This window comes from Sphingomonas sp. HF-S4, from assembly GCF_032911445.1.
GTDB classification, from domain to species: domain Bacteria; phylum Pseudomonadota; class Alphaproteobacteria; order Sphingomonadales; family Sphingomonadaceae; genus Sphingomonas; species Sphingomonas agrestis.
In genome coordinates this window covers 3,032,577-3,054,311 of sequence record NZ_JAWJEJ010000001.1, presented here as the reverse complement: position 1 = coordinate 3,054,311, position 21,735 = coordinate 3,032,577, and the positions used below count along the sequence as shown (strand labels likewise).

The 21,735-nt window shown below is 67.7% G+C and carries 23 protein-coding genes; 16 read left to right on the top strand and 7 right to left on the bottom strand.

From position 1 onward, the window contains the following. Window positions 1–146: 146 nt before the first annotated feature. The gene (locus RZN05_RS13920; protein ID WP_317227202.1) at window positions 147–935 is read right to left on the bottom strand and encodes an SDR family oxidoreductase; all 789 of its coding nucleotides are present in this window, start codon (window positions 933–935) and stop codon (window positions 147–149) included. A 111-nt stretch (window positions 936–1,046) separates the two neighbouring features. After that, complete coding sequence (locus RZN05_RS13915; protein WP_317227201.1) at window positions 1,047–2,192, bottom strand: acyl-CoA dehydrogenase family protein; 1,146 nt, start codon at window positions 2,190–2,192, stop codon at window positions 1,047–1,049. A gap of 144 nt (window positions 2,193–2,336) precedes the next feature. Between RZN05_RS13915 and RZN05_RS13910 the strand changes: the two genes are divergently transcribed. Next, window positions 2,337–3,779 carry an MFS transporter gene (locus tag RZN05_RS13910; protein ID WP_317227200.1) on the top strand — a complete coding sequence of 481 codons (1,443 nt, stop codon included), beginning with the start codon at window positions 2,337–2,339 and terminating at the stop codon, window positions 3,777–3,779. Window positions 3,780–3,829: 50 nt separating this feature from the next. On the opposite strand, the gene RZN05_RS13905 is transcribed toward RZN05_RS13910, so the two are convergent. Then, a complete protein-coding gene (locus RZN05_RS13905; RefSeq protein WP_317227199.1) occupies window positions 3,830–3,985 on the bottom strand; it encodes a hypothetical protein in 156 nt (51 codons plus the stop codon). Window positions 3,986–3,999: 14 nt separating this feature from the next. Beyond that, the gene (aceA, locus tag RZN05_RS13900; RefSeq protein ID WP_317227198.1) at window positions 4,000–5,283 is read right to left on the bottom strand and encodes an isocitrate lyase; all 1,284 of its coding nucleotides are present in this window, start codon (window positions 5,281–5,283) and stop codon (window positions 4,000–4,002) included. A 193-nt stretch (window positions 5,284–5,476) separates the two neighbouring features. Between aceA and RZN05_RS13895 the strand changes: the two genes are divergently transcribed. The 4 genes from RZN05_RS13895 (at window position 5,477) to RZN05_RS13880 (ending at window position 9,378) form a co-directional block, all read left to right on the top strand. Next, the gene (locus RZN05_RS13895) at window positions 5,477–6,853 is read left to right on the top strand and encodes a helix-turn-helix domain-containing protein (protein ID WP_317227197.1); all 1,377 of its coding nucleotides are present in this window, start codon (window positions 5,477–5,479) and stop codon (window positions 6,851–6,853) included. 153 nt (window positions 6,854–7,006) lie between these two features. Continuing rightward, on the top strand, window positions 7,007–7,414 hold the full coding sequence (locus tag RZN05_RS13890; protein ID WP_317227196.1) for a DUF2147 domain-containing protein: 408 nt from the start codon (window positions 7,007–7,009) through the stop codon (window positions 7,412–7,414). Window positions 7,415–7,454: 40 nt separating this feature from the next. Then, window positions 7,455–8,759 carry an OmpP1/FadL family transporter gene (locus RZN05_RS13885; protein WP_317227195.1) on the top strand — a complete coding sequence of 435 codons (1,305 nt, stop codon included), beginning with the start codon at window positions 7,455–7,457 and terminating at the stop codon, window positions 8,757–8,759. A gap of 124 nt (window positions 8,760–8,883) precedes the next feature. Beyond that, entirely contained in the window at window positions 8,884–9,378 is a 495-nt protein-coding gene (locus RZN05_RS13880) for a GAF domain-containing protein (protein WP_317227194.1), read from the top strand. A 144-nt stretch (window positions 9,379–9,522) separates the two neighbouring features. Here the strand turns inward: RZN05_RS13880 and RZN05_RS13875 are convergent, their stop codons facing one another. Further along, window positions 9,523–10,005 carry a rhodanese-like domain-containing protein gene (locus RZN05_RS13875; RefSeq protein ID WP_317227193.1) on the bottom strand — a complete coding sequence of 161 codons (483 nt, stop codon included), beginning with the start codon at window positions 10,003–10,005 and terminating at the stop codon, window positions 9,523–9,525. 163 nt (window positions 10,006–10,168) lie between these two features. On the opposite strand from RZN05_RS13875, the gene RZN05_RS13870 reads away from it, so the two are divergent. The 10 genes from RZN05_RS13870 to RZN05_RS13825 all read left to right on the top strand — a co-directional run bounded on the left by RZN05_RS13870 (window position 10,169) and on the right by RZN05_RS13825 (window position 19,552). Then, a complete protein-coding gene (locus RZN05_RS13870; RefSeq protein WP_317227192.1) occupies window positions 10,169–11,587 on the top strand; it encodes an amino acid permease in 1,419 nt (472 codons plus the stop codon). After that, on the top strand, window positions 11,584–12,468 hold the full coding sequence (gene mtnP / locus RZN05_RS13865; protein ID WP_317227191.1) for an S-methyl-5'-thioadenosine phosphorylase: 885 nt from the start codon (window positions 11,584–11,586) through the stop codon (window positions 12,466–12,468). The genes RZN05_RS13870 and mtnP overlap by 4 nt, the downstream gene beginning before the upstream one ends. Before the next feature lie 50 nt (window positions 12,469–12,518). Beyond that, the gene (locus RZN05_RS13860; protein ID WP_317227628.1) at window positions 12,519–13,007 is read left to right on the top strand and encodes an FKBP-type peptidyl-prolyl cis-trans isomerase; all 489 of its coding nucleotides are present in this window, start codon (window positions 12,519–12,521) and stop codon (window positions 13,005–13,007) included. 268 nt (window positions 13,008–13,275) lie between these two features. Beyond that, window positions 13,276–13,644 carry a hypothetical protein gene (locus tag RZN05_RS13855; RefSeq protein WP_317227190.1) on the top strand — a complete coding sequence of 123 codons (369 nt, stop codon included), beginning with the start codon at window positions 13,276–13,278 and terminating at the stop codon, window positions 13,642–13,644. Window positions 13,645–13,783: 139 nt separating this feature from the next. Further along, window positions 13,784–14,515, top strand: coding sequence for a response regulator (locus tag RZN05_RS13850; protein WP_317227189.1), 732 nt, complete (start codon window positions 13,784–13,786; stop codon window positions 14,513–14,515). Beyond that, complete coding sequence (locus RZN05_RS13845; RefSeq protein ID WP_317227188.1) at window positions 14,512–15,843, top strand: ATP-binding protein; 1,332 nt, start codon at window positions 14,512–14,514, stop codon at window positions 15,841–15,843. Before RZN05_RS13850 ends, RZN05_RS13845 begins: the two co-directional genes overlap by 4 nt. Before the next feature lie 70 nt (window positions 15,844–15,913). Then, a complete protein-coding gene (locus RZN05_RS13840) occupies window positions 15,914–17,029 on the top strand; it encodes a Gfo/Idh/MocA family protein (protein ID WP_317227187.1) in 1,116 nt (371 codons plus the stop codon). 17 nt (window positions 17,030–17,046) lie between these two features. Next, entirely contained in the window at window positions 17,047–18,060 is a 1,014-nt protein-coding gene (locus RZN05_RS13835; RefSeq protein WP_317227186.1) for an SMP-30/gluconolactonase/LRE family protein, read from the top strand. Between the two features lie 29 nt (window positions 18,061–18,089). Further along, the gene (locus tag RZN05_RS13830; RefSeq protein ID WP_317227185.1) at window positions 18,090–18,824 is read left to right on the top strand and encodes an NUDIX hydrolase; all 735 of its coding nucleotides are present in this window, start codon (window positions 18,090–18,092) and stop codon (window positions 18,822–18,824) included. Further along, complete coding sequence (locus tag RZN05_RS13825) at window positions 18,821–19,552, top strand: extensin-like domain-containing protein (RefSeq protein WP_317227184.1); 732 nt, start codon at window positions 18,821–18,823, stop codon at window positions 19,550–19,552. Before RZN05_RS13830 ends, RZN05_RS13825 begins: the two co-directional genes overlap by 4 nt. Window positions 19,553–19,569: 17 nt before the next feature. Here RZN05_RS13825 and RZN05_RS13820 read toward each other — a convergent pair whose 3' ends face one another. Next, entirely contained in the window at window positions 19,570–20,121 is a 552-nt protein-coding gene (locus RZN05_RS13820; RefSeq protein ID WP_317227183.1) for a hypothetical protein, read from the bottom strand. 408 nt (window positions 20,122–20,529) lie between these two features. Here RZN05_RS13820 and RZN05_RS13815 point away from each other — a divergent pair, with 408 nt between their 5' ends. Further along, window positions 20,530–21,093: a CHAP domain-containing protein gene (locus tag RZN05_RS13815; protein ID WP_317227182.1), complete on the top strand. Its 564-nt coding sequence runs from the start codon at window positions 20,530–20,532 to the stop codon at window positions 21,091–21,093. A 153-nt stretch (window positions 21,094–21,246) separates the two neighbouring features. Here RZN05_RS13815 and msrB read toward each other — a convergent pair whose 3' ends face one another. Continuing rightward, window positions 21,247–21,729 carry a peptide-methionine (R)-S-oxide reductase MsrB gene (gene msrB, locus RZN05_RS13810; protein ID WP_317227181.1) on the bottom strand — a complete coding sequence of 161 codons (483 nt, stop codon included), beginning with the start codon at window positions 21,727–21,729 and terminating at the stop codon, window positions 21,247–21,249. Between the last annotated feature and the right edge of the window lie 6 nt (window positions 21,730–21,735).

The following is a 21,735-nucleotide window of genomic DNA, read 5'->3' as shown; positions in this document are numbered from 1 at the left end:
AAGCCGTCGCATCACCTGCGGCGGCTAGGGAAGTTTGGTTCCAAGGCATCCCGCGCGATGCATGATCTCGCGATGCTTATCGGATGCACGGATGCGGGGATATTGCCCGTATCGCGAGTGGACGACCGTCGGATGGAGGGGAGGCTTTAGCCGTCGATGCTCCCACCCAGCGATGCATTGACCAGCCCGCCGTCCACTGTGAGCGTCTCGCCCACCACATAATCCCCCGCGCGGCTGGCGAGGTAGATCGCGGCGCCGGCCATGTCCTCTTCCACGCCGATCCTGCCCGCGGGGATGCGCTTGGCTACGCCGTCGCCGTGATCGCGCGCGGCCTTGTTCATGTCGCTGGGGAAGGCGCCGGGGGCGAGCGAGGAGACGACGATATGGTCGCGGATCAGCCGTGCAGCCATGCGCCGGGTCAAGTGAATCAGCGCGGCCTTGGACGCCTGATAGCTGTAGGTTTCCCACGGATTGACGCGCTGGCCGTCGACCGAAGTGATGTTGATCACCTTGGCCGGTCGCTCGGCCGATCCGCCGGCCTTGAGCAGCGTGTGGAGCGCCTGGGTCAGGAAGAAGGGCGACTTGACGTTGAGGTCCATCACCTTGTCCCACCCCGCCTCGGGGAACTCCTCGAACGGCACGCCCCAAGCCGCGCCGGCATTATTGACTAGAATGTCGAGGCGGGATTCGCGCGCGGCGAGGTCTGCGGCCAGCGCGCGGCAGCCTTCGACGGTCGAGATGTCGTGGGGGAGGGCGATGCAATTCTCACCCAAGGCCGCCGCGGTCTCCTCGCAGGCTTCGGCCTTTCGGGACGAGACATAGACCTTGGCGCCTTGGGCGACATAGCCCGCGGCGATCATCCGCCCGATCCCGCGCGACCCGCCGGTAACGAGCGCGATGCGCCCGTCGAGGCGGAAAAGTGTGTTGGTGTCCATAGTAAACTCCCTCTCCCCATCGGGAAGAGGGCAGGGGAGAGAGGCAAGTGCAATGCCCTCTCGATCCCTGCCCCTCTCCCAACCCTCTCCCCGGAGGGGAGAGGGCTTTTGTTATCCGCCCCGCTTCAGCACTTCCCGCGCGATGATCAACTGCTGGATCTGGCTGGTGCCTTCGTAGATCCGGAACAGCCGGACGTCGCGGTAGAGCCGCTCGATGCCGTAGTCGGCGATATAGCCTGCGCCGCCGAAGATCTGCACCGCGCGATCGGCGACGCGGCCGACCATCTCCGAGGCGAAGTATTTGGTGGCGGCGGCCTCCATCGTTGTGTTCTCGCCAGCGTCCTTCTTGGCGGCGGTCTCGAGCATCAGCGCGCGGGCGGCCATCGCCTCGGTCTTCGAATCGGCGAGCATCGCCTGGATCAACTGGTGCTCGGCGATCGGCTTGCCGAATTGCTTTCGCTCGCTGGCATAAGCGACGCAATCGGCGATCAGCCGCTCGGCGACTCCGACGCATACCGCCGCAATGTGCAGCCGGCCGCGATCGAGCACCTGCATCGCGATCTTGAAGCCCTGGCCCTCCTCGCCGAGCCGGTTGGCGGCGGGGACGGGGGTGTCGTCGAACACCACGTCGGCGACCCGCGCGCCCTTCTGGCCCATCTTCTTCTCAGGCTCGCCGATCGACACGCCGGGCAGGTCGCGCGGCACGAGAAACGCCGATACGCCGCGGCCGCCGGGCTTGTCGCCGGTGCGCGCCATCACGGTGAACAACTGGGCCTTGTCGGCATTGGTAATGAAGCGCTTGGTGCCGGTGAGGCGGTAGACATCGCCGTCCCGCACCGCGCGGGTCTGCACCGCGCCGCTGTCTGAGCCGACATCAGGTTCGGTCAGCGCGAAGCTGGTGATCACTTCGCCACTGGCGATGCGGGGCAACCATTCGGCTTTCTGTTCGGGGGTGCCGGCCATTACGAGGCCCTGGCTGCCGATCCCGACATTGGTGCCGAAGCTCGAGCGAAATGCGGGAGTGGTGCGGCCAAGCTCGATCGCGACCTTGCATTCCTCGACCATCGTCAAGCCGAGTCCGCCATATTCCTCGGCGATCGACAGGCCGAACAGGCCTAGTGCCTTCATCTCCTCGACGACGGCGTCGGGGATCGCATCGGCGGCCTCGACATCGCCCTCGAGCGGGCGCAGCCGATCGGCGACGAAGCGGCGGACCGTGTCGATCAGCGTATCGAAGGTCTCGGGATCGAGCGCCATGCCATCCGTTCCTGTTGTTCGAAGGCGCATGCTATAGCTGGAGATAGGCGTCGAGCAAGCCATACCCGATATTCCAATCGGAGCGATTGACGCCGCCCCATCACCACCTATGCTGCGGTGGAAAGCTTCGTGAGAGGGTCGAACATGGTCACGAGCCCCGCCGATGCGCCTGCCTCGCTTATTCCGCCCGTGCGCCGTGTGCGCCAGACGACGATGCTCGCCTATGGCTTCGGCGCGGTCGCCTATGGGGTGAAGGACTTCTGCTTCTCCACCTTCCTGCTGCTGTTCTACAATCAGGTGCTGGGTCTCCCTGCGGCGCAGGTGGGCTTTGCGATCATGTGTGCGCTGCTGCTCGACGCAGTGATCGACCCGGCGATCGGCTTCGTGTCGGACCGGACGCGCGGGCGCTGGGGGCGGCGGCATCCATGGATGTATGCGTCCGCCGCGCCGATCGCGCTCGGCTGGCTGCTGCTGTGGAACCCGCCGGCCTGGTCGCAGGGGGCGATGCTGGTATGGGTGTTCGCCAGCGCGGTGCTCGTGCGGACGGCAGTGTCGGCTTATGAAGTGCCGTCGCAGGCGCTGAGCCCCGAGCTTTCCGCCGACTATGACGAGCGGACGCGGATCATGGCGTATCGCTATCTGTTCGGCTGGATCGGTGCGATGGCGATGCTGACGGCATCCTATGGCTGGTTCCTTGCCGACGGACTGCTTGAGCGGCGCGGCTATGTCGTCTTCGCGCTGGTGGGCGCGATCGTCATGGTCGTCGCGATCCTCGTCTCGGCGCTCGGCACGCACCGCGAGATCGGCCGGCTGCCGCGTCCCGAGATCGAACGCCAGTCGCTGGCCGCCAATTTCCGCGAACTGCGCGAGAGCCTGCGCAACCGGGCGTTCCTGATCCTGATGGCGGCGGGGATGTGCTATTATTCGGCGCAGGGCGTGAGCTATGCGCTGTCCAACTATCTCTACACGCATGTCTGGGGGTTTCGCGGCGCCGACTTCCAATGGCTCGGGCTGGTGCTGCTGGTCGGGGCAATCGGTGCGTTCGTCCTCGCACCCCGCGTGGCGCGCCGGATCGGCAAGCCGCAGGCGGCGATGGCATTCATGATCGGCGCGACGCTGCTGATCACCGGGCCGCTGTGGCTGCGCCTCGCCGGTTGGTTCCCGCCACTTGGCAGCCCGGTCCTGCTGCCGTTGCTGCTCGGCTTCTTCACCTTGAACGCGGTGTGCGTGATCGCCTCGACGATCCTCGGCGCATCGATGATGGCCGACGTCGCCGAGCATTCGGAGGCCGAGACCGGGCGGCGTTCCGAGGGGGTGTTCTTTGCGGGCTCCTTCTTCGTCCAGAAATGCACGAGCGGGCTGGGCATCTTTGCCGCGGGCGCGATCCTGGCCATCGCGGGGTTTCCGGAGGCGGCGAAGCCGGGGAGCGTGCCGCTGGCGACGATCGACCGGCTGACCTTGTTGTTCGCCGCGCTATACCTGGTGCTCGGCGTCGCCGCGGCGTTCTTCTACCGACGCTTTCCGTTCGGGAAGGAGGAGCATCTGGCTCGGGTCAAACGGCTGGCGGAAATGCCCGCCGGGCGGTGACCCGGCGAGCATCCTTTCCTCCCCAGGAAAGTCTGGCCTCAGGTCCAGAGTCAGGCGACGCGGCCGAGGCGGTGGTAGAGATTGGCGTATTTCGTGGATTCGGGCTGGTCCTTGATCTTGTGCAGATGGGTGCCGACCGCCTCGCGGATCAGCTTGAAATCCTCCGTCGAGAAGACGGCGCGGCTGCGTTGGGGTTCTCCGGTCATGGTCGTGCCTCCTTTCAGGCGGCTTGCTGGTTGAACTGGGCGGTCTCGGTGCTTTCGGCGAGCGCAGTGGTCGAGCTTGCGCCGCCGGCGACGGCCTGGGCTACGCAATCGAAATAGCCGGTGCCGACTTCGCGCTGGTGGCGGGTTGCGGTGTAGCCGTGGCCTTCCGCGGCGAATTCGGCCTGCTGGAGCTCGGAATAGGCGGCCATGCCGCGGTCACGATAGCCGCGTGCGAGCTCGAACATGCCGTAGTTGAGCTGGTGGAAGCCGGCGAGGGTGACGAACTGGAACTTGTAGCCCATCGCGCCGATCTCGCGCTGGAAGCGGGCGATGTCGTCGCGATCGAGATTCGCCTCCCAGTTGAAGCTAGGCGAGCAATTGTATGCCAGCATCTTCTCGGGATGTTCGCGCTTGATCGCTTCGGCGAAGCGGCGGGCGTCGTCGAGATTGGGCTTGCTCGTCTCCCACCACAGCAGGTCGGCATGCGGCGCGAAGGCGAGGCCGCGCTGGATGCAGTGATCGACGCCGGTACCCTCCTTCAGGCGGAAGAACCCCTCGGCGGTGCGCTCGCCTGTGAGGAACGCGTGGTCGCGTTCGTCGACGTCCGACGTGATCAGCTTCGCGCTCTCGGCATCGGTGCGGGCGCAGATCACCGTCGGGACGCCGCAGACATCCGCGGCGAGGCGTGCGGCATCGAGGTTGCGGATATGCGCCTGGGTGGGAATCAGCACCTTGCCGCCCAGATGCCCGCACTTCTTTTCCGAGGCGAGCTGGTCCTCGTAATGCACCCCGGCGGCGCCCGCGGCGATATAGGCTTTCATGATCTCGAAGCAGTTGAGCGGCCCGCCGAACCCCGCCTCGGCGTCGGCGACGATCGGCGCGAACCAGTCGCGCGTCGCACCGCCTTCCATATGCTCGATCTGGTCGGCGCGCTGGAGCGTGGCGTTGATCTTCCGCGCCAGCTCGGGGCCGGCATTGGCGGGGTAGAGCGACTGATCGGGGTACATCTGCCCGGCGGTGTTGGCGTCGGCGGCGACCTGCCAGCCCGACAGATAGATCGCCTTCAATCCGGCGCGGACCATCTGCATCGCCTGGTTGCCCGACAGCGCGCCGAGGGCGTGGATATAGTCCTCATTCCTGAACAGTTCCCACAGCTTGAGCGCGCCGCGGCGGGCGATGGTGTGCTCGATCGGCAGCGAGCCGCGGAGCCTGGCCACGTCCTCCGGCGAATAAGGGCGGACGATGCCATCGAAGCGGCCGCTGGGGGCGGGAACGAGATCCTCGAAAGTCATCGGCATGTCACTTCCTTGACAAAGCATGGTTTGTGACGGCGAATATGATTGACGAACTTGACTCAAAGCGAGGTTTGTTTGGCAATCGCGGGGTCCGTCTGTCGCAGGGCGGAGTCAACTAACCTGTCAGCATGTAAATAATTTACATCCCTCCGATTCTAGTCGGGGTAGAACATAATAAGAACAGGACGTGTAGGAAATGGCAGATCCGAAGCTGTTCGCCGGACACGCGATTAGGCGGTTGCGTCGCCAGCTCGGGCTCAACCAGGTGACGATGGCGCAGGCGCTGGCGGTGAGTCCGAGCTATCTCAACCTGGTCGAGCGCAACCAGCGTCCGATCTCCGCGACGCTGATGCTGCGGCTGGCGCAGAGCTATGACTTCGATCCGCGCCAGCTTGCCGCGAGCGAGCCCGGCGGCGGCGCCGAGGCGCTGCGGCGGCGGCTGGCCGATCCGATCTTCGCCGATCTGGAGATCGACCGGCACCAGATGGAGGAATGGCTGGCGGGCGCGCCGGGCGGGGCGGAGGCGTTCGCGCGCGCCTATGACCGGATCGGCGGCGGGGCGGGGCCGGTCGCCCGGCCCTACGATGCCGGCTGGCAGGTGCGCCGCGAAATCGAGCGCTGGCGTAATCATTTTGGCGACCTCGACGCCAAGGCCGAGGCGCTGGCCGACGAGCTGCGTATCGCTGCGGGCGACCTGTATGGCGCGATGGCCGAGCGGCTCCGCGTCAAGCACCAGCTTTCGGTGCGCATCCTGCCCGCCGACGTGATGCCCGACCTAACCAAGCGGCTCGACCTGCACGCGCGGCAGATCCAGCTCTCCGAGATGCTCGACATGTCGGGACGCAGCTTCGCGCTCGGCGAACTGCTCGCGCAGGAAGCGCGCGGCGAGATCGACGCGCTGGTGAAAGGGGCGGGGTTCGATCGCGCCGCCGAGCGGCTCTATCGGCGGCACCTGGGCGGCTATTTCGCCGCGGCGGTGATGATGCCCTATGCCCGCTTCCTGCGCGCGTGCGAGGCGAGCGGCTATGATCTGGAGCTGCTCCAGCGGCGCTTCGGCGCGAGCTTCAGCCAGGTCGCGCACCGGCTGACCACGCTCCAGCGCGTCGGCGCGCGGGGACTCCCTTTCTTCCTGCTGCGAGTCGACCGGGCGGGGCAGGTTTCGAAGCGCTATGCCGGGGCGAGCGCGTCGCCGCTTGCCGAGGGGCCGGGGACGTGCCCGTTGTGGAATATTTTCGAGGCCTTCGCGCGGCCCGACGAATTGCTGACGCAATTGCTCGAGCTCGAGGATGGCAGCCGCTGGTTCACGCTGGCGCGAGGCGTGCGGCCGCAGGGCGTGTCGCGCGGCGTGCCGGCCCGCTTCGCGGTCGGGCTGGGCGTGTCGGCGAACGATGCGCGCACGCTTGCCGTAGCGGCGGGGCATGACCTGGCCGGGCGGGCAATGCCGGTGGGGCTCGGTTGCCGCGCCTGCACCAGGCCCGATTGCCCGCAGCGATCGGCGCCGCCAGCGGGCCGCGCGATGCTGGTCGCCGAGCGCGAGCGCGGGGTCTCGCCGATCGCCTTTGCCGGCGATTGACGGCGGGGAAGCGCGCAAAACGGTCACATTTCGGTCGCGATGCTCGGGAACCAGCGGGCGTCCTCGGGGTTGCGTGCACGACGTGCGGGTCTCCCGGGACGCTGCAATGTGCCACTGCCGATCACGCGGCGGGGCCTGTCGAGAGGATATCGAATGCTGCTTGCCCTGATTGGACTGATCGCGGCCGCGCCGCCGCAGACTGCTGATGCCGCTGTCGGGCGATGGCAGACGCAGACGCGCGGCGGGATCGTCGAGATCCAGCGCTGCGGGGCTTCGATCTGCGGGCGGATCCTGACTTCGGAGAAGCTGCGGACCGATCCCAATTTCAAGGACGTCAACAACAGCAACGCCGCGCTGCGCGGCCGGCCGCTGCGCAACCTCCAGATCCTGAGCGGCTTCACCCAGAGCGGCAATGGCTGGACCGGCGGCAAGATCTACAATGCCGATGACGGCAAGACCTATGGCGCCGACGTGACGCCGGCCGGCGCCAACCAGCTCAAGGTGCGCGGCTGCGTGTTCAAGCCGTTCTGCAAGACCCAGACCTGGACCCGGCTGCGCTAACCGCGCCCGTTTGCTTTCAGTACCCGCGTACAAGGATCGTATGATGTCGCATCTCAAGCTTTCGCTCGTCGCCGCCACTGCGCTGGCGGGCTCGTTCGGTTTCGCCGCTTCGGCAAACGCCCAGGCATTCTATCTGCAAGAGCAGTCGGCACGCGCCGCGGGGCGAGCCTTTTCGGGCGAGGTCGCCGATACCGGGGCGGCGTCGCTGTGGTGGAACCCGGCGTCGATCGCGGGGACGACGCAGGGCGAGGCGGTGGTCAATGCCTCGCTGATCGTGCCGCGGGGCGAGGTCGCCGATACCGGCACGCTGATCCGTCGTCCCGGCCAGGCCTTCGCGCCGGTGGGCGGCGACGCAGTGACGCGCAACCCGATCGACAAGGGCGTGCTGCCTTCGGGCGCGGTGTCGATCCCGCTGGGCGACCGTGTCGCGATCGGCGTCGCGGTGACCTCGCCGTACAGCTTCACCACTGATTATCCCGAGACGAGCTGGGCGCGGTACAGCGCGCTCAAGACGCGGCTGCGCACGATCGACATCCAGCCGAGCGTCGCGGTGGCGGTGACCGACTGGCTGCGCGTCGGCGCGGGGCTCAACGTCGAATATACCGACGCCAGCCTGGCCAATGCGCTGCCCAACCTCTCGCCCGCGCTCGCCGACGGCCGGCAGGAATTGAAGGGCGATGGCTGGGACTTCGGCTGGACTGCGGGCTTCCAGATGCACAGCGACGACGTGACCGTCGGCGTCAGCTACAAGTCGGCGATCGAGCATACGCTGACCGGCGACCTCGAGATCAGCGGGCTCGCCGGCCCGCTCGCGGCGCAGAACGCGTCGCTCTCGGGCGTCGAGGCGCGCTTCTACACGCCGGCGCAGGTGATCGTCGGCGCGCGCTTCCGGCTGAGCGACCGCTTCACGCTCAATGGCCAGGGCGTGCATTATGGCTGGAAAAAGTTCGACGCGATCCGGCTCGGTGCGCCGATCAACGCCGCGATCCCGGAAAATTATCGCGACAGCTGGAGCATCGCGGGCGGGTTCGACTATGCCGCCTCGTCCAAGCTCGTTGTGCGCGCGGGCGTCCAGCGCACGCAGACGCCGACGCGCGATACCGAGCGCGACGCGCGCGTCCCGGACTCCGATCGCTGGAATTACGGCGTCGGTGCGTCCTATGCGCTGACCTCGGGCTTCACGCTCGACGCGGGTGCCAATTACGTGACCTTCTCGGATGCGCCGATCGACCGGGTGACCGCGGCCTATCCGGGCACCGCGGCGCAAACGCCGATCCTGACCTCGGGCGAGCTGCGCGACGCGAGCGCTTTGGTCTTCTCGCTCGGCGGGCGGCTGCGCTTCTGACCAACGCCCGCCGCCGTCCGGAAATGCGGCGGCGGGTTCGGTGTAGTTCGTAGGCGGTGCGTTACGGGCGCTTAGGACTTTGCGCCTAAGCGGGGGCTCCAACGGAAAATCGAGGCTTTTTCGCGTGTTGTCCTTCATCAAGCCGAGCTATCCCGTCGACGAGGCCGAGCGCCAGGCCGCGGTCGATCGCTATGGCGTCGCGGCGAGGCAGTCGCGTGCCGCGGACGCGCTGGTCGCCGAGGCGGCGCAATTGTTCGACGCCAAGTTCGGTATCGCGACGGTGATCGATCGCGAAAAGATGATCGTCAACGCTCGCTACCGCAGCGACATCCAGGAGATCGACCGCGCGATCTCGTTCTGCGGGCATGCGATCCTCAACCCGCACAATGTGATGGTGATCTTCAACGCGAGCATCGATCGCCGCTTTGCCGGCAATCCGCTGGTGCGCGGCAGCCCGCACATCGCCTTTTACGTGGGCGCGCCGCTGGTGGCGCCGTGCGGGGCGGTGCTCGGCGCGCTGTGCGCGATCGACAGCCTGCCGCGCGCGCAGCTGCTGCCCGGCGCGCGGGCAGAGCTGCAGCGGCTTGCCGGGCGGGTGACCGAGAAATTGCTGGGTTAAATTCCCCTCCCTGAAAGGGAGGGCAAGGGGTGGGTTAGAAAAGGTCGGGCTCGATGCCCGGCTTTTTCTTTTCCGCCGAGGACGCCGTTGGGCTCGCTGCGCTCGCACCCACCCCCAACCCCTCCCTTTCAGGGAGGGGAGTGGTTAGGTTGCCGCTTTCACCCAGCCCACCGCCGGATCGTTGAAATCGACGACGTCGCGCAGCTCCCAGACATTGGCATAGCCATAGCCGACCAGGTTGATGAAGGTCTGGATGTTGAGCGCGAGCGCCGGATTCTTGAGCGGGACTGGCATGCGGTGGTTCGCGAAATTGTTGTTGCAGTAGATCAGGATCGGGCGGTTGCGGTTCGGGCCGAGGACCGCGGCCAGCGCCTCCGCGGTGAAATCGGTGAGCGGCAGGTTGACCGCGCCGGCGATATGGCCGGCGGCGAACTTGTCGGCGGAGCGCGCGTCGAGGATCAGCGCGTTCTTCTCGGCCGCCTTGGCCTTGAACGCGGGAAGGGCGAGCAGGCGGCTGGCGCGGTGTGATCGGACATCGGTGGTGAGCGTGGCGAAGCCGGCATAGTCGATCTGCGGGTTGGGCACGTCTTCGGGAAGCGCGAACAGCAGCGCGAGGGCGGGGAGCATCGGGAGCCTCCTTCGGTCGAGGGCGTACCGATTGCCGCTGGCGCCTGCATGGTTGCTGAACCACCCCGTCACCCCGTCACCCCGGCACTGCGGTCGGGGTGACGATGGTTGTATGCGGCGGGCGACGCGCTATCACCCTAGGCAACAAGGAAGGGGAGCGTAGATGGCCAGCCTGTTTCGCCTGAAGGCGATCGTTGCGGAGGCGGACCGGCCTGAGGGGCACCGGCTCGCGCGGACCTTGTCTTGGCCGCATCTGGTCGCGCTTGGCGTGGGCGCGATCGTCGGCACCGGCATCCTGACGCTGATCGGGGTCGGCGCCGACCGGGCCGGGCCCGCGGTGATCCTGTCGTTCGTCGTCGCCGGGGCGATCTGCGCATGCGCGGCGCTGGCCTATGCCGAGATGGCGACGATGATCCCGGCTTCGGGCAGCGCCTATACGTACAGCTATGTCGTGCTTGGCGAAGTGATCGCCTGGGTGGTCGGGTGGAGCCTGCTTGCCGAATATACGCTCGTGGTCGGGACGGTGGCGGTGGGCTGGTCGGGCTATGCGACGCCGTTCCTGCTCGCGATGGGGGTGCCCGAGGCGCTTACCCACGGGCCGCAAATGGCAGGATGGCAGGTCGCGGAATGGGGCGTCAACGTGCCGGCGCTGTTCGTGGTGTGGCTGGTCGCGGGGCTGCTGATCCTCGGCACGCGCGAGAGCGCGACGCTCAATGCGCTGCTGGTGGTGATCAAGCTGATCGCGCTCGCGGTGTTCGTCGCGGTGGCGCTGCCCTATTTCGACGCCGCCAATCTCGAGCCGTTCGCGCCGTTCGGCTTCGCCAAGCAGATGTCGCCCGACGGAGTCGAGCGCGGGGTGATGGCGGCGGCGGCGATCATCTTCTTCGCCTTCTACGGCTTCGATGCGATCTCGACCGCGGCGGAGGAGGCCAAGAACCCGGCGCGCGACCTTTCGATCGGGATCGTCGGATCGATGGTGGCGTGCGTGGTGATCTACATGGTGGTGGCGATCGCCGCGGTGGGGGCGCTGAGCTATACGCGCTTCGCCGACAGCCCCGAGCCGCTGGCGCTGATTCTCCGGGGGCTCGGCCAGCCCGGGGCGGCGACCTTCCTCGCGGCGAGCGCGATCGTGGCGCTGCCGACGGTGATCCTCGCCTTCCTGTTCGGGCAGAGCCGGATCTTCTTCGTGATGGCGCGCGACCGCATGCTTCCGGAGAGCCTGGCGACGGTGTCGCGGCGCGGATCGCCGGTGCGGATCACGATCTTCACCGCGTGCGTGGTGAGCTTCTTCGCCGCCTTCTTCCCGATCGACGAGATCGCCGCGCTCGCCAATGCGGGGACGCTGACGGCGTTTGCGGCGGTGGGGATCTGCATGCTGGTGATGCGGCGCCGCGCGCCGGATGCGGTGCGGCCATTCCGCACGCCGGCGGCATGGCTGGTCGGGCTCGGCGCGGCGTTCGGCTGTCTCTATCTTTTCATCAGCCTGCCGCATCAGACCCAGCTGTTGTTCGGGGCATGGAACCTGATCGGGCTGCTGCTCTACTTCGGCTGGGCGCGGCGCAACGTGGACAAGGCAGGATGAGCGGCTGGACGATCGGGATCATCGGGGGGTCGGGGCTCTACGACGTCGAAGGGATCGAAGGCGGGCAATGGGTCGAGACGGCGAGCCCCTGGGGGCAGCCCTCGGACGCGTGCTTCGTCGGGCAGGTCGGGCATGTGAAAGTGGTGTTCCTGCCGCGGCACGGGCGCGGGCACCGGATCAGCCCGTCCGAGCTCAATGCGCAGGCGAATATCGACGTGCTCAAGCGGCTGGGGGTGACCGACGTGCTCGCGGTATCGTCGGTCGGCAGCCTGGTCGAGGACCGGCCGCCGGGGAGCTTCACGATCGCCGACCAGTTCATCGATCGGACCAAAGGGCGACCTTCGAGCTTCTTCGGGAGCGGGATGGTGGCGCATGTCTCGATGGCGGACCCCGTATGCCCGCGGCTGTCGGGACTGGTCGCCGAGGCGGCACGCGCGGCGGGGGCCGACACGCATGTCGGCGGCACCTATCTGGCGATGGAGGGGCCGCAATTCTCGACGCGCGCCGAGAGCCATCTCCACCGGAGCTGGGGGTGCCACCTGATCGGGATGACGGCGATGCCCGAGGCCAAGCTCGCCCGCGAGGCCGAACTTCCCTATGCGCTGGTCGGGATGGTCACCGACTATGATTGCTGGCGCGAGGGCGAGGCGGCGGTCGACGTCGCGCAGGTCATCGCCCAGCTTTCGAGCAATGCGGCCAAGGCGCGGGCGATGGTGATGCACTTGCTGCGCGGCCTGCCCGAGGCGCGGCCGGCGTCGCCGATCGACACGTGTCTCGATGCGGCGCTGATCACCGCGCCGTCGGCGCGCGATCCCGCGCTGCTGGCCAGGCTCGACGCCGTGGCGGGGCGGGTGCTGGGGGCCTCTGTTCGACCGGCCTAGCTTTGGCTAAGGCGGCGCCAGGCTCTGACGGAGTGAAGGTTTTGAAGAAGATGTATCTGATCGGCCTGGGTGCGGCCGGCTTGCTCGCCGCCACCGCGGCGGTCGCCTTGCAGAATGGCGGCCAAGAGGGCCCGTCACAGGACGCGGCGTGGCACAACAAGCAGATGCTCGCGCTGGCGCAACTGAAGTCGAGCGACGGCTGGCAGTCGCTGCCCGGCGGGCTGCGCTGGCGGCGGATCAAGGGTAACGGGCAGGGCAAGCACCCGACCGTCCAGGACGTCGTGAAGATCCATTATGCCGGAACGCTGATCGACGGCACCCCGTTCGACAGCTCGTACGATCGCGGCGAGCCGGCGACCTTCCCGCTCGGCGCGCTGATCCCGGCCTGGCAGATGGCGGTGCCGATGATGGGCGTGGGCGACACGATCGAGATCGCCTCGCCCTCGGACCTCGCCTACGGCCCGGTCGGCAAGGGGCCGATTCCCGGCGGCGCGACGCTGCTGTTCAAGATCGAGCTGCTGGGTATCGGCGAGGAATAATTCCCTCTCGCTCCCTCCCGCACGCGGGAGGGGCCAGGCCGAAGGGAGGGGCGCGAAAACCCGGCTTTCCGCGAAGCACGGGCTGGGTCGGGCCTGTCGCTCTCACAAAATAAGAATAGGGCTCAATCTGAACCCTCGTTCAGGCTCGTTTCGCTTCTGCGACAAATCGCGACACAAAAGGACGAACCGTGGGACACGCCTGCGACAGCCGCGTTTCATAACTCCTTCCAGGCCGCAGCGACGGCCCCGTATCGAAGAGGAGTTAGTCATGCAGAAGTTCACGCTCATGCTCGCCGGCCTCGGCATTGCTGCCGCGACTGTTCCCGCCACCGCGATCGCCGCGCCGGCCGCGGCGCCGCACGCCGCGAGCTATCAGGGCGGCTGGCAGAACATCAATGCGCGCCAGGCGCGGCTCGATGCGCGGATCAACCAGGGCATCCGCTCGGGCGCGCTCAGCCGCCGCGAGGCGACGCGCCTGCGCACCGAGTTTCGCGAGCTCGGCCGCCTCGAAGCACGCTATCGCGCCAGCCGCCCCGGCCTGACCTTGGCCGAGCGCCGCGATCTCGATCGCCGCTTCGACGCGCTGTCGGCGCGGATCCGGATCGAGAAGCACGATCGCAACGGCCGCCGCTGGTAAACCCGGCGGTTCGACCGACCAGGACGGGCTCCGCCGCAGGGCGGGGCCCGTGCCCGCATTTTTCCGCCCGCCTAACACTTTGTGCTAAAAAGAAAAATTAGGGCAGCAATCCAGACGCATTGTTCCTATTATGGAGGACATGGCCGTACTTGCACCGATCCATGCCGATTCGGCGACGCTGCTCGTCGTCGATGACGACAACGACATCCGCCACCTGCTCGCCAACAGCCTTGGCGCGCGTGGCTTCCATGTCGAGACCGCCGCCGACACGCGCGACATGGACGAGATCCTCGCCCGCACGCCGGTCGACTGCGTCATCCTCGACATCATGATGCCCGGCGAGGACGGCCTTGCCGCATGCCGCCGCATCGCCCGGCGCGACGGTCCCGAGGTGATCCTGCTGAGCGCATTGGGCGAGGAGCAGGATCGCATCCTCGGGCTCGAGGTCGGCGCGAGCCACTACCTTCCCAAGCCGTGCAGCCCGCGCGAGATCCTCGCCACCGTCCGCGCCGCGCTGCGCAAGCGCAATGCCGTCGCCGCGGCGCCCGCCCCGGCGAGCGAGATCTACGCGTTCGACGGCTGGCGGATCGATCTGGGCAGCCACGAGCTGTTCGATCCCAACGGCGTGCTGGTCGGCTTGACCGATGGCGAGTTTGCGGTGCTGCGCGTGTTCATCGAGCGCCCGCGCCGCGTGCTCTCCCGCGAGGCGCTGCTCCAGGCGGCGCGCGGCCCCGATACCGACGCCTATGACCGCGCGATCGACGTACAGGTCAGCCGGCTGCGGCGGAAGCTGCGCGCGGGCGGCGACGACATCATCCGCACCGTGCGCAACGAAGGCTATCTGTTCGTGCCGCGAGTCGTTCGCGCATGAGGGATGCCGGGGGCGCGGCACGCTGGCCGCTGTTCCCGCGCATCTTCGTGCTGATGCTGGTCTGCGTCGCGGTGGTCCAGCTGCTCAACCTCGGGCTGCTGATCGCGGTCCAGGCGCCCACTGCCAAGGTCTATACCGTCGGCCAGATCGTGCAGACGTTGCGCGAGGGCCGGGATTCAGCCGGCGAGCTGGAAGTCGCGCGCGTCGCGAAAGTGCATTCGCCGCCGTGGAACCCGCGCGGCGAACGTATCGCCGCGGCGCTGGCGACCGCGCTCGGCACGCCGGCGCAAATGGTGGAAATCAGCTTCCCCACGCCGTTCCTGCAGCGCGAGCGCATCTATGAGCGGGGCTCGGCGCCGCGGCCGGCGCCGGTCAGTCCAGCGGTCGCACGCGACGTCGTCATCTCGGGCGAATTCTCTGCGGCATGGCGCCAGCCCGACGGCCAATGGCTTCGCGTCGAGCCCGTCGCCGGGTTCGAGCCGTGGCGCTGGTTCGTGCTGCTCTGGCTGATCTGCTCGGCGGTGGCCGTCGCGCCGTTCGCCTGGGCGATGGCGCACCGCTTCTCCAAGCCGATCCGCGGCTTCGCTGCCGCCGCCGAGCGACTCGGCCGCGATCCGCGCGCGCCGCCGCTTCAATATGAAGGGCCGAGCGAGATCGCCGAGGCCGCCGCCGCATTCAACACGATGCAGGCGCGCCTGAATCGATATGTCGACGATCGCACCACCGTGATCAGCGCGGTCGCGCACGACCTGCGTACCCCGCTGATGCGGCTCGGGCTGCGGCTCGAGGAGGCGCCCGATGCGCTGCGCCAGGCGTGCGAGGGGGATATCCGCGACATGCAGGGACTGGTATCGACTGCGCTCGCTTATGTCCGCGAGACCAACGATTCCCCGGTGCGTCGCGCGCTCGATTTGCGCTCGCTCGCCGAGACCGTGGTCGACGACCTGGCCGATCGCGGCGAGGCGGTAACGCTCGCGCCCGGCGAGCCGGTGGTGCTCAATGCCAACCCCGCCGCGGTCAAGGCGATGGTCAGCAACCTGGTGATGAACGCCGTCAAATATGCCGGCGGGGCCGAGGTGTCGCTCGCGCAAATCGACGGCGATGCCGTGCTCGAAGTGCGCGATTCGGGGCCCGGCATCGCGCCCGCCGACCTCGACCATGTCTTCGAACCGTTCTTCCGCGCGGAGCGTTCGCGCAATCGCGATACGGGCGGGATCGGCCTCGGCCTGCCCAGCGCGCGGGCGGTGGCGCGCGCGCACGGCGGCGACGTCCAGCTCGTCAATCGCGCCGAGGGCGGAATTCTCGCGACGATCACCCTGCCGATCTGAGCTACGACCATCAGGGGCTTCCGCGGGCCCGCGCCCGCATGATAGCCCAAGGCCAAAGAGGAGAGGCAAGATGGGCAACGGACAGAGCCGCCGCGAGATGCTCGCCGGTTCGGGTGCGGCAATGTTGGCGGCGAGCCTGCCGGCGTGCGGCTGGGCGCAGGAGCCGCCGAAGCGGAAGCTCGGCTATGCGATCGTCGGGCTTGGCAGCTATGCCACGCGCCAGATCATGCCGCGGCTCAAGGAGTGCGAGCACGCCAAGCTTGTCGCCCTGGTCAGCGGCACGCCCGAGAAGCTCGAGCGCTTCGGCAGCGAATACGGCATCCCCAAGACGCACCGCTACAGCTACGCCGAATACGACCGCATCCGCGACAATCCCGACATCGACATCGTCTATGTCGTGCTGCCCAATGCGCTCCACGCCGAATATTCGATCCGCGCCAGCCAGGCGGGCAAGCACGTGCTGTGCGAGAAGCCGATGGCGGTCTCGGTCGCCGAATGCCAGGCGATGATCGCCGCGGCGAAGAAGGCCGGCAAGAAGCTGATGATCGGCTATCGCTCGCGCTTCCAGGCGCACAATCTCCGGGCGATCGAGCTCGTGCGCAGCGGCTTCGTCGGCAAGCCGCGGCTGATCACCTCCGAGCACGGCTTTACCATTTCGCCCAACCAGTGGCGGCTCGATCGGCCGCTGTCGGGCGGTGGATCGATGATGGACATCGGCATCTACAGCCTCAACGCCGCGCGCTATTTGGCGGGCGAGGAGCCGATCGAAGTCAGCGCGATGGAATCGACCGGCAAGGCCGACCCGCGCTTCCGCACGGTCGAGGATCGGATCGACTGGCAGATGCGCTTCCCCTCGGGTGCGCTCGCCGCCTGCGTGTCGAGCTACAGCTCGAACCACAATGCCTATCGCGTCACCGGCACCGAAGGCTGGGTGGGGCTCGAACCCGCCACCGCCTATGAAGGCCAGCAGATGTGGACGCGGACCAAGGGCAAGACCGAGCAGGTGACGCTGCCCGTACCGGCCAAGAACCAGTTCGTCGGGCAGCTCGATCACATGGCCGAATGCGTGCTCACCGGGCGCGAGCCGATCGTTGCCGGCGAAGAGGGCCTGCGCGACATGCGGCTGATCGAGGCGATCTATCGCTCGGCGCGCGAGGGCAGGGCCGTGAAGCTCGCCAAGGCATGACCCGCACAGGAGAGACGATGACCATTATCACGCGCCGCGCAGCGCTCGCCGGCATGGCGGCGCTGCCGCTCGTTCCCGGGCTCGCCCGCGCCGAGACCCTCGGCAGCATCACTCGCTTCGATCCCGCGCTCGATGCGGTGGTCGATGTGAACGCGCCGATCGAAGTGATCGCCTCGGGATACAAATGGAGCGAGGGCCCGGTATGGGTGCGGAACGGCGGCTATCTGCTGTTCTCGGACGTGCCCGCGAACATCGCCTATCGCTGGAAGCAAGGCGGCGGCGCCGCGCCGTTCCTCACGCCCTCGGGGCTGCAGGGGCCGATCCCGCCGACGATCCGCGAGGCCGGATCGAACGGCCTCGGGATCGACGCGAAGGGCCGGCTGATCGTCGCCGATTCGGGCACGCGCGCGATCGTTGCGGTAGACCTCGCCACCAAGCGGCGCACGATCCTCGCCGATCGCTATGAAGGCAAGCGCTTCAACAGCTGCAACGACGTCGCCTTCGGGCGGGGCGGGGCGATCTATTTCACCGATCCGCCTTATGGCCTCACCGACGGCGATACGTCGCCGCTCAAGGAGCTGGCATTCAACGGCGTCTATCGCCTCGAACCCGGTGGCAAGGTCCGGCTGGTCGACGATTCGCTCAGCCGCCCGAACGGCATCGGCCTGTGCCCCAGGAAGACCACGCTGTACGTCGCGATGTCGGACGCGGCGCGGCCGCATATCCTTGCCTATCCGCTGGGTGCCGATGGCATGCCGCGTGGGGCGCCGACGATCTTCCACGATTTCAGCGAGCCGCTCGGCCGGAAGCTGCCGGGGATGCCCGATGGGCTCAAGGTCGACAAGGCGGGCAGGGTGTTCGCCAGCGGCCCGGGCGGAATCTACATCCTCTCGCCGCAGGGCAAGGCGCTGGGGCTGATCGCGATGCCCAAGGCCACCGCCAATTGCGCGTTCGGCGAGGACGGCAGGACGCTGTTCCTCACCTCGAGCGACAAGATCGCCCGCGTCCGCCTCAAGACGCCGGGCTGGTAGAGCAGGGCGTCGCCCCCTAGATCGGGTCCATGTCCGAACCCGAGGCGATTCCCGCGGCCACCCTGATCGTGATGCGCGAAACCGCCGATGGCCCGCCCGAGCTGCTGATCGTCGAGCGTGCCAAGGCGATGTCGTTCGCGGGCGGCGCGCTGGTCTTTCCCGGCGGTCGCGTCGATCCGGGCGACCATGTCCTCGCCGCGACGCTCGACGGCGACCCTGACGAACGCGCCGCGCGTATCGCCGCGGTGCGCGAGACGATCGAAGAGGCAGGCGTCGCGGTCGGCGTGTCGGTTCCCTCCGCGACGATCCCGCACCTCCAGCGCCGCCTCTATGACGGCGAGCCGATGGGCGCGCTGCTCGACGAAGTCGGCGGAACGCTCGACCTCGACGCGCTCCACCCCTTCGCGCGCTGGCTGCCCGCGGGGGTGCACCATAAAGTGTTCGACACGCGCTTCTACCTCGCCCGTGCACCCGAAGGGGCCGAGCCGCTGGTCGACGGCAACGAGAATGTCCGCGTGTTCTGGGCTTCCGCGCGCGCCGTGCTCGACGCGGCGGATCGCGGCGAGGCAGTGATCATCTTCCCGACCCGGCGCAACCTGGAACGCCTCGCATTGTTCGCCAGCTTCGCCGATGCCGCCGCCGACGCCCGAGCGCATCCCGTTCGCACGATCACGCCGTGGATCGAGGGCGACCGGCTCTGCATCCCCGGCGATCTCGGCTATCCGGTGACCTCGGAACCCCTTGGGAACGCCGTCCGCGCATGAGGACGATCCGCCAGGCGATCATGGCCGTCGTGATCTTCGCGGTGCTGCTCGGCATCTTCTTCGCGATCTACGCGCTGGTGCGCAATCGCCCGCAGGATCTGCCCTGGACCAAGCTCGACCTCGGCCAGCCGATCGGCGCGTTCACCGGGCGCAAGCTCGCCGGGCTGACCGACGATTTCGCCGAATGCCGCGCGCTGCTCCAGGCGGCGGGGGTGCGCTACACGATCCTGCCGGCGGTCAAGTCGGGCGAACAATGCGGCTATGCCGACGGGCTTCGCTTCGCGCCCGGCGGCGCCCAGTCGATCGAGTTTACTCCCACGCGGCTCGGCGTGTCGTGCCCGGTCGCGGCAGGGGTGGCGATGTGGGAGTGGAACGTCCTCCAGCCGGCTGCGCAAAAGCATTTCGGGGCGCGCGTCGCCCGGATCGAACATCTCGGCTCCTATTCGTGCCGCCGCATGTATGGCCGCAGCGCGGGCGACTGGAGCGAGCACGCGACTGCCGACGCGCTCGACGTGTCGGGCTTCCAGCTATCGGACGGCACGCATGTCGGCGTGCTCGAGGATTGGAACGAGGGCGGCAAGAAGGCCGAATTCCTGCGCGAGGTGCGCACCGGGGCGTGCAGGCTGTTCTCGACGGTGCTGTCGCCCGACTACAACGCCGCGCATCGCGACCACCTCCATCTCGACCAGGCCGAGCGCGGCGAGATGGGATGGCGGGCCTGCCGGTGAGACAGGCCCGGTGAGTCTCAGTTCGGCAGCGCGGTCGCTTCGACCTTTTCCACCCATTGCGGGAAGAAGGCCGGCTGGCGGTTTGACCAGCCGGAAGCGGTCGCCGCAGCTTCGCTGATCGACTGGAGGAGCTTCCGGCGCAGATCCGGATGAAGGTGCGGTAGCGCCGCCGCCGCGCAGAACGCCGCGGGCAGCCACGGCCGCACTTCGGCGCCGACCAACCGCTCGTAGAGGAAGCGATAGGCCGAGAAGCTGGTCAGCCGGCCCTGGCCGAGATCGAACGCCGAGACGGTCACCAGCGGCGCCATGAATGGCTCGATCGCGTCGAGATCGCTGTCGTCGGGCATCAGCGCGCGAAGTTCGGGGAGGCGTTCGTACATGCGCGCCTGCGCCCGGATGCTCGCGGCCTCGACCACGTCGCGCCCCCAGCGCTCCAGCGCGTCCTCGCGCTCGAGCCCGATGTCGAGCGCGCGGCGCACATAGCGCTGCGTCGACGCGCTGAACCCCGCAAATTCCTTCATTTCGGCCAGCGTCATGGCGCCTTCGGCCGGCTTCATCTTCGATGCCATCACCGTAACTCCCACCCCACTCACTCCCCAGCGGCGATCATGCGACAGAATGGTTAACGCGTCGCTTAATCCGCCGTTGGCTCCCATTCATTATAGGAATCGAAAAGGTGTTGCGGCGCAACAATGCTGCGATGAATCGAGGATCGGGTTGCGGAAAAATGCGTAGCTGCGGCTTACGTGCCACGGTGGCTTCGCGGGTGCTGCCCGCCTGCCGACAAGCCAGATTTAACCGATTCTAGACCTTCGGCCTACGTAAAAAACCGCAGATTTCCGCGGCCCTGCGCCCGGTTCCTTCAACCCATCGGCTCGTCGCAACGGTTCGTCGGATCGGCGGGCCGAGGGGGTGTACCACGCTCCTATGATGCGGTTAGCAACACTCAACACCTAGATTTCCTGACCGGGGGGTCCATGAAGTTCCGTATTTTCGCAGCGCGTTTTGCGCTGATGGCGTTCTGCGCCCTGATGACTTCGGTGCCCGCCCAGGCGAAGAGCGCCTATCTGCAGTGCGCGCCGTATGCCCGTCAGATCTCCAACGTGAAGATCCACGGCAATGCCTGGACCTGGTGGGGCCAGGCCGCCGGACGCTACGAGCGCGGCGAGGAGCCCAAGATCGGCGCGATCATGTCGTTCAAGAAGACCGCCAAGAACCCGTTCGGCCATGTCGCGATGGTCTCGGAGATCGTCAGCGACCGCGAAGTCCTGCTCACCCACGCCAACTGGTCGCGCCGCGGTGGGATCGAGCGTGACGTGCGTGCGGTCGACGTTTCGGCAGCCGGCGACTGGAGCGAAGTCCGCGTGTGGTTCGCCCCACTCGGCGGTCTCGGCACGTCGAGCTACCCGGTCAACGGCTTCATCTATGCCGACGGCGCGGAAGGCGACGATGCGTTCGAAGCGCCGAAGATCGACCGTCACCTGATCGCTTCGCTCAACCTCGACCTCAGCGACCTCAAGCTCGAGACCGGCGTCAACTGAGTTTATCCCCTCCCTGAAAGGGAGGGGCTAGGGGTGGGTTTAGAAACGGCCGGGGCTCGATGCCCCGGCCTTTTCTTTTGCCGCACGCGCCGGAGCTCGCCTTCGGCTCGCACTCGATCATCCCTCCCTTGCAGGGAGGGGAGTTCCGCTGACCTAGCCCTTGGGCACGAACGCCAGCGCCACCCCGTTCATGCAATAGCGCTTGCCCGTCGGCCGCGGCCCGTCGTCGAAGACATGGCCGAGATGCCCGCCGCAGCGCCGGCACAATATCTCGGTTCGCGCCATGCCGAGCGAACGGTCGCTCTTCTCGATCACCGCGTTCGGCAGCGGCCGATAGAAGCTCGGCCAGCCGGTGCCACTTTCGAACTTGGTCGCCGAGGCGAACAGCGGCAGCCCGCATCCGGCGCAAGCGAAGGTGCCGGCGCGATGCTCCTTGTTGAGCGGGCTAGTGCCCGCCCATTCGGTTGCGCCCTTGCGCAGCACGTCATAGGCCTGTGGACTCAGCCGCTTGCGCCATTCGGCATCGGTGAGCTTGAACGGAAAGGTCTGCGCCGCTTCGGCGGGCGCGCCGCCACACGCGGCGGTTAAGGCGCCCAGCCCGGCGACGGCGAGAAGCGTACGGCGATCGGTCTGCATCGCCGA

What these genes read in the sequence shown, in the direction of transcription:
- RZN05_RS13820 (WP_317227183.1), bottom strand. Translation starts at nt 20,121, where the DNA reads ATGGCATCGAAGATGAAGCCGGCCGAAGGCGCCATGACGCTGGCCGAA.
- RZN05_RS13870 (WP_317227192.1), top strand. Translation starts at nt 10,169, where the DNA reads ATGGCCAGCCTGTTTCGCCTGAAGGCGATCGTTGCGGAGGCGGACCGG.
- RZN05_RS13825 (WP_317227184.1), top strand. Translation starts at nt 18,821, where the DNA reads ATGAGGACGATCCGCCAGGCGATCATGGCCGTCGTGATCTTCGCGGTG.
- RZN05_RS13875 (WP_317227193.1), bottom strand. Translation starts at nt 10,005, where the DNA reads ATGCTCCCCGCCCTCGCGCTGCTGTTCGCGCTTCCCGAAGACGTGCCC.
- RZN05_RS13920 (WP_317227202.1), bottom strand. Translation starts at nt 935, where the DNA reads ATGGACACCAACACACTTTTCCGCCTCGACGGGCGCATCGCGCTCGTT.
- RZN05_RS13815 (WP_317227182.1), top strand. Translation starts at nt 20,530, where the DNA reads ATGAAGTTCCGTATTTTCGCAGCGCGTTTTGCGCTGATGGCGTTCTGC.
- RZN05_RS13830 (WP_317227185.1), top strand. Translation starts at nt 18,090, where the DNA reads ATGTCCGAACCCGAGGCGATTCCCGCGGCCACCCTGATCGTGATGCGC.
- RZN05_RS13910 (WP_317227200.1), top strand. Translation starts at nt 2,337, where the DNA reads ATGGTCACGAGCCCCGCCGATGCGCCTGCCTCGCTTATTCCGCCCGTG.
- RZN05_RS13895 (WP_317227197.1), top strand. Translation starts at nt 5,477, where the DNA reads ATGGCAGATCCGAAGCTGTTCGCCGGACACGCGATTAGGCGGTTGCGT.
- RZN05_RS13860 (WP_317227628.1), top strand. Translation starts at nt 12,519, where the DNA reads ATGTATCTGATCGGCCTGGGTGCGGCCGGCTTGCTCGCCGCCACCGCG.
- RZN05_RS13905 (WP_317227199.1), bottom strand. Translation starts at nt 3,985, where the DNA reads ATGACCGGAGAACCCCAACGCAGCCGCGCCGTCTTCTCGACGGAGGAT.
- aceA (WP_317227198.1), bottom strand. Translation starts at nt 5,283, where the DNA reads ATGCCGATGACTTTCGAGGATCTCGTTCCCGCCCCCAGCGGCCGCTTC.
- RZN05_RS13915 (WP_317227201.1), bottom strand. Translation starts at nt 2,192, where the DNA reads ATGGCGCTCGATCCCGAGACCTTCGATACGCTGATCGACACGGTCCGC.
- RZN05_RS13850 (WP_317227189.1), top strand. Translation starts at nt 13,784, where the DNA reads ATGGCCGTACTTGCACCGATCCATGCCGATTCGGCGACGCTGCTCGTC.
- RZN05_RS13845 (WP_317227188.1), top strand. Translation starts at nt 14,512, where the DNA reads ATGAGGGATGCCGGGGGCGCGGCACGCTGGCCGCTGTTCCCGCGCATC.
- RZN05_RS13840 (WP_317227187.1), top strand. Translation starts at nt 15,914, where the DNA reads ATGGGCAACGGACAGAGCCGCCGCGAGATGCTCGCCGGTTCGGGTGCG.
- RZN05_RS13855 (WP_317227190.1), top strand. Translation starts at nt 13,276, where the DNA reads ATGCAGAAGTTCACGCTCATGCTCGCCGGCCTCGGCATTGCTGCCGCG.
- RZN05_RS13890 (WP_317227196.1), top strand. Translation starts at nt 7,007, where the DNA reads ATGCTGCTTGCCCTGATTGGACTGATCGCGGCCGCGCCGCCGCAGACT.
- RZN05_RS13835 (WP_317227186.1), top strand. Translation starts at nt 17,047, where the DNA reads ATGACCATTATCACGCGCCGCGCAGCGCTCGCCGGCATGGCGGCGCTG.
- RZN05_RS13885 (WP_317227195.1), top strand. Translation starts at nt 7,455, where the DNA reads ATGATGTCGCATCTCAAGCTTTCGCTCGTCGCCGCCACTGCGCTGGCG.
- msrB (WP_317227181.1), bottom strand. Translation starts at nt 21,729, where the DNA reads ATGCAGACCGATCGCCGTACGCTTCTCGCCGTCGCCGGGCTGGGCGCC.
- mtnP (WP_317227191.1), top strand. Translation starts at nt 11,584, where the DNA reads ATGAGCGGCTGGACGATCGGGATCATCGGGGGGTCGGGGCTCTACGAC.